At 71.9% G+C, this 7,746-nt stretch carries 8 protein-coding genes and 1 tRNA gene; 6 read left to right on the top strand and 3 right to left on the bottom strand.

The window, feature by feature from the left end; translation table 11 throughout:
• Positions 1–73: 73 nt before the first annotated feature.
• The 3 genes from ACFV6I_RS11225 to ACFV6I_RS11215 all read left to right on the top strand — a co-directional run bounded on the left by ACFV6I_RS11225 (position 74) and on the right by ACFV6I_RS11215 (position 1,804).
• Positions 74–337 carry a hypothetical protein gene (locus ACFV6I_RS11225; RefSeq protein WP_380424602.1) on the top strand — a complete coding sequence of 88 codons (264 nt, stop codon included), beginning with the start codon at positions 74–76 and terminating at the stop codon, positions 335–337.
• Positions 334–1,623 (top strand): ABC transporter substrate-binding protein, encoded by a 1,290-nt coding sequence (locus ACFV6I_RS11220; protein ID WP_380424600.1) that lies wholly within the window; start codon positions 334–336, stop codon positions 1,621–1,623. The genes ACFV6I_RS11225 and ACFV6I_RS11220 overlap by 4 nt, the downstream gene beginning before the upstream one ends.
• Positions 1,624–1,730: 107 nt before the next feature.
• Positions 1,731–1,804: transfer RNA gene (locus ACFV6I_RS11215), tRNA-Met, on the top strand.
• Between the two features lie 81 nt (positions 1,805–1,885).
• Here ACFV6I_RS11215 and ACFV6I_RS11210 read toward each other — a convergent pair.
• Both ACFV6I_RS11210 and ACFV6I_RS11205 read right to left on the bottom strand, forming a co-directional pair.
• On the bottom strand, positions 1,886–2,518 hold the full coding sequence (locus tag ACFV6I_RS11210; RefSeq protein ID WP_380345023.1) for a cyclase: 633 nt from the start codon (positions 2,516–2,518) through the stop codon (positions 1,886–1,888).
• 229 nt (positions 2,519–2,747) lie between these two features.
• Positions 2,748–3,671, bottom strand: coding sequence for a DUF4436 family protein (locus tag ACFV6I_RS11205; protein ID WP_063352383.1), 924 nt, complete (start codon positions 3,669–3,671; stop codon positions 2,748–2,750).
• Positions 3,672–4,002: 331 nt separating this feature from the next.
• On the opposite strand from ACFV6I_RS11205, the gene ACFV6I_RS11200 reads away from it, so the two are divergent.
• Positions 4,003–4,197: a hypothetical protein gene (locus tag ACFV6I_RS11200; RefSeq protein WP_380345025.1), complete on the top strand. Its 195-nt coding sequence runs from the start codon at positions 4,003–4,005 to the stop codon at positions 4,195–4,197.
• Positions 4,184–5,380: an agmatine/peptidylarginine deiminase gene (locus ACFV6I_RS11195; RefSeq protein WP_380424597.1), complete on the top strand. Its 1,197-nt coding sequence runs from the start codon at positions 4,184–4,186 to the stop codon at positions 5,378–5,380. Before ACFV6I_RS11200 ends, ACFV6I_RS11195 begins: the two co-directional genes overlap by 14 nt.
• Positions 5,381–5,663: 283 nt before the next feature.
• Here the strand turns inward: ACFV6I_RS11195 and ACFV6I_RS11190 are convergent, their stop codons facing one another.
• The gene (locus ACFV6I_RS11190; RefSeq protein WP_063352386.1) at positions 5,664–6,260 is read right to left on the bottom strand and encodes a TetR/AcrR family transcriptional regulator; all 597 of its coding nucleotides are present in this window, start codon (positions 6,258–6,260) and stop codon (positions 5,664–5,666) included.
• 246 nt (positions 6,261–6,506) lie between these two features.
• On the opposite strand from ACFV6I_RS11190, the gene ACFV6I_RS11185 reads away from it, so the two are divergent.
• Positions 6,507–7,739 (top strand): agmatine/peptidylarginine deiminase, encoded by a 1,233-nt coding sequence (locus ACFV6I_RS11185; protein WP_380424595.1) that lies wholly within the window; start codon positions 6,507–6,509, stop codon positions 7,737–7,739.
• Positions 7,740–7,746 lie beyond the last annotated feature (7 nt).

Here is a 7,746-nt window from a genome sequence, read left to right as displayed (position 1 = left end):
GTGGGAGACCGAGCCGGATTCGAGCAGCACGACTCGGCCCGCCAGGCGGTCGAGTGCGGGCGGGTAGTGACTGGTGAGGTGCACCCCCCGGGCCCGGGCCGGGGGGGCCGCCGCCGCGCGCCGCGCCCCCCCCCGCGGGGCGGCCCCCGGCGCGGCGTTCGACGCCGACCTGGCCCGTCTCTCGGAGCTGGACCGGCAACGGCTGGCCGATGCCGAATCGGCGGCCCGCTCCGACCTGGACCTGGGCCGCGCGCTCCCGGTACTGTGCGCCGCCATCGCGGTGCTCTGCCTGGGCGGCCTCTGGCCACGGATCGACGAGTACCGGGCCGCGCGATGAGCGGGGCGGACCGCTGGGCCCGGGCCTGTCTCGCCCTGCTGCTGGTCGCCCTCTTCGGCCCCACGGCCTGCAGCAGCGGCGGGTCGGGACCTGTGGTCCATGTGCTCGGCACCTGGACCGGCAGCGAGCGGGACTCGTTCCTGGCCATGGTCGCGCCGTTCGAGCAGCGGACCGGGATCAGGGTGGACTACCAGGGCTCCCGGGACTCCGACACCGTGCTGGCCGACCGGGTCGACAACGGGACGCCGCCCGATCTCGCCGTCCTCTCCAGCCCCGGAAAGCTGGTGCAGTACGCCCGGGCCGGCCGGTTGGCCCCGCTCGACAATGCGCTCGACCTGCCGGGCATGGCCGCGCAGTACGGAGCGAGCTGGGTGCGGTTGGGCGCCGTGGACGGCAAGCAGTACGCCGTGTTCGTCAAGGCCTCGGTGAAGAGCCTCATCTGGTACTCCCCCAAGGCCCTTGCCGCACACGGCTGGACGCCACCCGGCAGCTGGGACCAGCTGAACACCCTGGACCGGCAGATCGCCGGGGCGGGTGTCCCCCCGTGGTGTGTCGGGCTGGAGTCCAGCTCCGCCTCCGGCTGGCCGGGCACCGACTGGTTGGAGGACATCGTCCTCGCCCAGTCCGGGCCGGACGTCTACGACCAGTGGGCGAGCGGCGCGCTCGCCTGGAACTCTCCTGCGATCAAGCGGGCCTGGCAGACCTGGGGAGACGTGGTCGCCGCCAAGGGCCTGGTCCGCGGTGACTCCCGCGGCATGCTGCTCACCGACTTCGCCGGCTCGGGCAACTCGCTGTTCGGCCGGCAGCCGGGCTGCTACTTCGAGCACGCGGCGTCCTTCATCACGGACTACTACCAGCAGGGCGACCCGCAGCTCAAGGCCGGCGAGGACTACGACTTCGCCCGGTTCCCGACCATCGACGAAGGGTTCAAGGGCACCGAGGAGGTGGCGGGCGACCTGCTCGGCATGTTCCACGCCACCCCGGCCGCCCAGCAGCTCGTCGCCTACCTCACGACGCCCGAGGCGCAGCAGATCTGGGTGGCCCGCGGCGGTGCGCTGAGCCCCAACCGCCAGGTGCCCACCACCGTCTACCCGGACGCCCTGTCCCGGCGCCTGGGCCAACTGCTGGTCGACGCCCGGGCGGTACGGTTCGACGCCTCCGACCTGATGCCGGACGCGATGCAGAGCGCGTTCTACCGAGCCGTGCTCGCCTACGCCAACGACCCTTCGCAGCTGGACACCCTGCTCACGGACCTGGACCGGGTCCGGGCCACCGTCTACGCCTGACTTTCGGCTGGGGACGGCAACCCGCATCTCGGCCGGCCGCGCGCACCCGGCCGCCGGGTAACCGATTAGGTGATCGCCGGCCGGTGCCGTACAGTCGGTACTACCGACGCGGGGTGGAGCAGCTCGGTAGCTCGCTGGGCTCATAACCCAGAGGTCGCAGGTTCAAATCCTGTCCCCGCTACTTCTGCCATTGGGGCCGACGCACACTGTGCGTCGGCCCCAGTGCTGTTCTCCCTCGGTCGCCTTCGGTGCGGGCCCCCGGTCAGCTCACCGTCGTGGTGCTGAGCGCCTGCGCGGTGGCGGGGTAGCAGGCGGTGGGCACGTCGACGGTGAAGAACGAGACGGGCACGGTCGCCGTGAAGGTCAGCCCCGGGTCCGCGTAGCTCGTACCGGCCACCGAGGTGCTGATGACGCTGCCGGAGGCCCCGGCGGCCAGGTTCAGGGTCAGCGCGGGGAGCGTGAAGGTACCGCCGCCGTCGACCGACCCGTTCACGGTGAGCACGACGTTGCCGTTGTTCACCGCGACGCTCGCGCTGCCCGAGTAGCCGGAGCCGCCGGTCAGCGACTCGCCGGTCAGCGTGGCGTTCGCGGGGACCGGCACGGTGAGCACGATGTTGCTGATCGACTGGATGCTGTAACCGCCCACCGTGGTGGGCACGGTGAGCGCGTCGGGGGCCAGGGTGACGGTGAACTGGCTGCCGGCCGCGACGGTGGCGGGCGCGGCGGCGTTGACACCTGCGTTGAGGTTGAAGGTCTGTGCCGACCCGATCGGCGGAGTCGCCTGGCAGGCCAGGACGACGGGGGTGTCCGCGGCCGCGGCGGTCGGCGCGAACAGTCCGATCGCGGCCACGCCGCCGGCGAGCACGACCGAGGCACGTCGCAGAGCAGAGGTCATTCCCATGAGGGTTCTCCCGCGAAGCCTGAGGTGGGGGGTGAGGGTGGGGCGCGCGAGCGTCGGGGCGTGGGGTACCTGAGCCGCCCGGCCACCCGGCGGCCCGGCACAGGCCGGGCGAATTCAGCATGGGCGCGTCAGGGACCCCCAACAATCCCGCTGCGCAAGGTAGTTGCGGCACTTTCCGGCCATTCTCCGGCCGCGCCCGCCCACGGGGTGCCGCCGCCGGGCCTCACGGCTGGTCGGCGGCGGCCTCGCGTTCGCGGCGCTGCCGGTGCTCGGTGCGGATGCCGCACCAGGCGGTGCAGGCCAGGCTGGCGGCGATGATTCCTTCGGCCCAGAAGAACGCGAGGTAGTCGATCAGCGATCCGATCGGCGGTGAGCCGGGGGCGGCGTTGCGCATGCCGATCAGGGCGAACAGGCTGGCCGCCATCCAGCCCAGGGAGGGCCAGACCAGGCCCTCGCGCTTGCGGTAGAGCACCTCGGCGGCGCCGAGGACGGCCAGGGCGATGGCCCACATCGCCGCGATCATGAACCAGGCGAGGATGAAGGTGCTGCGGGAGCGGGTGATCTTCGCGTCCAGGGCCACGGCGCCGGTGGCCCCGGCCGTGGCCTGCGGGCGCACGACGAAGAACGGGTCGGTGTCGGTGAGGACCAGGCCGACCGGCACGGGGGTGGCGCCGCTGGTGGCCGTGAAGCCGGCCTCCATGCGGTAGCGGTCGAAGGGGTAGTCGGTGATGGTGCCGTCGTACATCCCGACGTGGACGAGCTGGGGCGCCGCGCTCTCGCCCTCGGCTGCCCGGATGGTCGTCCTGGGTGTGCCGGTGACGGTGATCTCGACGGGTCGGCTGAAGGCCTGGCCGTCGGCGCCGGCGGCGAGCCTGCCGTGCGGTACGGGCGTGATGTAGAGCGTCAGCTGCTGGGCAGCCGGGTCCACGTCCTGGGCGGTGACGTCGAGTTCGATCCAGTCCTGGGCCGAGGGGATCGCCAGTTCGCGGGTCTGCTCCCGGGTGTTGCGCTCGTTGAGGTACAGCCCGATCCCGCTCCCGCACAGGGCGACGACCATCGCCAGGACGACGGCGAACCGCCAGCGGTGGCGAGGAGCGCGGCGCGCAACCGGGCTGGTCGCGCTGGTGTCATCGGTGGTGACCTGCACGGTCGTCCTTCCTGAAGCTGTGGAGTCGGGGCGGCGGCCGACGCGTGCGCGGCGGAGGCCCTGGCGGCCCGCCTCCGTGGGGGGGGGTGGACGGGCCGCCAGGGGGCACGGGGCCCGCGCTGCGGCGGGCTGGTCCTGGGACCGGGGGTGCCCCCGCATCTTTTACTAGACTGAAAATTCAGTCAAATCCAGAGAGAGCGGTGATCTACGACGCACACGGCGTCGAGGCCGGGCGCCGCCGGAGCACGGGTCCGGTGGGGCGGCCGTCGCACGCCCCGGCGCCCTTCATTAGCGGACGGGCCGGCTGCAGGCTTGACCGATTTTTCAGTCAATGAAAGTGTTGACGGCGAGCTCGAAGTTCACCGGCTCCCGCCTCGGCATCCACGTCGTCAACGGCGCCGTCGTCGCCGCTTCGTTCGGCACCGTCCCGCTCGGCAACGCCTCGTTCGGCGACCGCCGCCTCGACGCCGGCAGCCGCGACAACCAGCGCTACCCCATGACCGGAGAATCCCGTGCCCCACCCTGATCTGTCCCGCCGCACCATCCTGCGCTCCCTCGGCGGCGCGGGCGTCCTCGCCCTCGGCCTGACCGCCTGTTCGGACCTCGACGAACCCGTCGAGGACGCCACGCAGGCCCCGCAGCCGTCCGGGGCGCCGCAGTCTTCCGGGGCGCCGCAGCCGTCCGGGGCCCCGGCGGCGCCCGGCGGACGCCGCTTCGGCGCCGAATGGGAGAAGCACGTCCGCACCGTGATGTCCTGGCCCGCCTCGGAGAACGTCTGGGGCGACCAGCTCCCCGACGTCCGGAAGGACATCGCCAGCCTGGCGCGGGCCATCGCCGCCCGCGAACCGGTCGTCCTGATGGCCCGCCCCGAGCAGAGGGACGCCGCGCAGAGCGCGTGCGGCTCCGCGGTCGAGGTCGTCCCCATCGCCGTCGACGACCTGTGGGCCCGCGACACCCTGCCGGTGTTCGTCGAGGAGGGCGGCAAGGTCAAGGGCGTCGACTTCAACTTCAACGGCTGGGGCAACAAGCAGCAGCACGCCAACGACGGCAAGATCGCCCGCACCGTCCTGGCCAAGTACGGCGTCGAACGCATCGAGACGAAGCTGGTCGCCGAGGGCGGCTCCTTCGAGACCGACGGCCAGGGCACCCTGCTGGTCACCGAGAGCTCCGTCGTCAACGGCAACCGCAACCCCGGCATGTCCCGCGACCAGGTCGAGGCCGAGCTCAAGAAGGCCCTCGGCGTCACCACCGTGATCTGGCTGGCCGGCGTCAAGGGCAAGGACATCACCGACGCCCACGTCGACTGCCTCACCCGCTTCGCCGCCCCCGGCGTCGTCCTGCTCGACCAGGCCTTCCCCGGTTCGCCCGCCGACGTCTGGTCCCGCTCCGCCGACCAGGCCCGCGGCGTCTTCAAGGACGCCGTCGACGCCCGCGGCAAGAAGCTCGACGTCATCGAACTCCAGCAGCCCGACCCCGACAAGATCACCGGCCGCGGCGACGCCTTCGTCTCCTCCTACATGAACTTCTACGTCGGCTCCAAGGGCGTCTACCTCCCGAAGTTCGGCGACGACCGCGCCGACGACCGCGCCCAGCAGATCCTCAAGCAGCACTTCCCCGACCGCGAGATCGTCCCCGTCAAGATCGACAACATCGCCGCCGGAGGTGGCGGCATCCACTGCGCCACCCACGACATCCCGGCCGTCGGGTGAACGCGCGGTTCGACTGACACCCGCCGGGGCGTGCGGCCTCCTCGAAGCTCTGCAGAAATCGACCAGTTCTGACTTCGGGCAGCACGGGCCCCTGCCGAGAGTTCGGCAGGGGCCCACGGTACAGAGACCTGTAGACGGCCGGGACCTGCCGTCGGCCAGTGGCAGGCCGGCCGACATCGGCTACCGTCTGCCGCCGGTCCGACGGCCCGGCCTCACCTCAGGTGTCGGGTGAAGAACTGGGCCGCGGCGGCCCGCACCGAACCCCGGGCAGGTGGAAGGTCGGTCAGCAGCGGCACCGTACGACGGCCGGCAGCGCCTCCAGCTCGACCTCGATCGCCTCCCGGAGCAGGCGTCGTGCGTGCTCCAGCGGCATCGAGCCGGTCAGCCAGCGGGCGCTGAGGCCCTCGATCAGGACGGTGAGGCGTTCGGCGGAGGCCGTGTGGGCCGGCGCCGTGGCCTCGGGGCGGGCGCGGCCGAGCAGGTCCGCGACGTCGTGCACCCAGGCGTGGGTGGCCCGTGCCAGCTCCTCCCGGAGATCGGGCTCGAAGACCGCGCTGGCCCTCAACTCCCCCCAGGCGGTGCTGTTCTCGCGCACGTCCGGGGTGTCCTGGAGTTCCAGGAGCAGGACCTGTTCGAGATCGCGTCGGGGATCGTCCGAGTACCCCGCCGAGTCCCCCTCGGCGGTGTAGCGGTCCGCCCGGTCGCTGATGAACTCCAGGGTCTTGCGGAGCAGCCCGGCCCGGTCGGTGAAGTGGTAGTACAGCAGCGAGGTGGACACCCCCGCCTCGGCGGCCAGTTCACCCACGCGCAGCCCGCGCACGCCACGCCGCGCGATGACGCGGGTGGCGGCGATGAGTATCTCTGTTCGACGATCCGACACAAGCGATCACCCTACCCGGCCGGGGCCTCTCGTGGAGGAATTCCTGATCAAAGTTTCAGGGCTCAATGACCCTGCGACCAGGCGGGCGACCTCGGATCGGGGCTCACGGCAGGTTCACGGCAGGCTCGGGCCAGGCCGGTGCGGCAAGGAAAACCGCGATACCGTACGTATCGGGTATTGACTGAATTTTTAGTTGCAGCCAAGATGTGCGTCACCCCACACCTCCCCGCCCCCAAGGGAGTCCTCTTGGACACGCCCGTTCCCACCCGCCGCAGCCTGCTCAGATTCGGCGCTGCCGCCCTGCCCGCAGCGGCCCTCGGCGCCGCGTTCGCCACCGGCCTCGGCACCTCGGTCGCCGCGGCCGCAGAAACAGCCACGGACACAGCCACAGCCACGGACGCGGCCGCAGCCGCAGCCGCAGCCGCGACGCCGTCCGGCCCCACGCTGCGGATGCCCGCGGAGACCGACCGGCACACCCGCACCTTCATGGCCTGGCCCGCCCTGTCCTCGGTCTGGCGCAACCAGCTGTCGGGCGTCCGCCGGGACATCGCGAACGTCGCGTACGAGCTCTCGCGCTACGAGCCGGTCGCGGTGCTGGCCCGCCCCGGGCAGGCCGCCGACGCCCGGTACTACTGCGGCTCCGGCGCGTACTACGGCATCGAGGTCCTGGAGATCCCGAACGACGACCTGTGGATCCGGGACTTCGGCCCGACCTTCGTCGTCGCACCCGGCGCCATCGCCGGGGTCGACACCAACTTCAACGGCTGGGGCAAGCGCGGCACCTCCTACTACCAGCCGTACGCCAACGACGCCGCGGCCGCGGGCACGCTCCTGTCCCAGTACGGGATCGCCCGCGTCCAGGCCCCGTTCGTGGGCGAGGGCGGCTCGCTGGAGACCGACGGGCAGGGCACCCTGCTGGCCACCGAGAGCTCGCTGGTGAACCCCAACCGCAACCCGGGCATGACCCGGGACCAGGTCGAGCAGGCGCTGAAGTCGACGCTCGGCCTGGACAAGGTCATCTGGGTCCCGGGCCTGGCCGGTCAGGACATCACCGACTGCCACATCGACTGCCTGGCCCGCTTCATCTCCCCCGGCCAGGTCATGCTGGACCAGCCCGGCCCGGGCACCGACCCCCGGTGGGTCGCGGTCTACCAGCAGACCAGGCAGGCCCTGCAGAACGCCACCGACGCCCAGGGCCGCCGCCTGACCATCACGGAGCTGCCCGGCCCCGACCGCAACTCCATCCGGGGAACGGGCAAGGACTTCCTGTCCAGCTACACCAACTACTACACGGCCAACGGCGCCGTCCTCGTCCCGCAGTTCGGCGACGGCTACGCGGACGGGGTCGCCTACGCGATCCTCCAGGCCAAGTACCCCGACCGCACCGTCGTCCAGCTCAACATCGACAACATCGCGAGCGGCGGCGGCGGCATCCACTGCTCCACCCAGTCGCAGCCCGCCGTACCGCCTGCCGGCTGAACGCGGC

Source organism: Kitasatospora sp. NPDC059803 (genome assembly GCF_042732255.1).
Lineage (GTDB): Bacteria > Actinomycetota > Actinomycetes > Streptomycetales > Streptomycetaceae > Kitasatospora.
This window is presented reverse-complemented; position numbering and strand designations above follow the sequence as displayed.

What these genes read in the sequence shown, in the direction of transcription:
- ACFV6I_RS11220 (WP_380424600.1), top strand. Translation starts at nt 334, where the DNA reads ATGAGCGGGGCGGACCGCTGGGCCCGGGCCTGTCTCGCCCTGCTGCTG.
- ACFV6I_RS11210 (WP_380345023.1), bottom strand. Translation starts at nt 2,518, where the DNA reads ATGACCTCTGCTCTGCGACGTGCCTCGGTCGTGCTCGCCGGCGGCGTG.
- ACFV6I_RS11200 (WP_380345025.1), top strand. Translation starts at nt 4,003, where the DNA reads ATGAAAGTGTTGACGGCGAGCTCGAAGTTCACCGGCTCCCGCCTCGGC.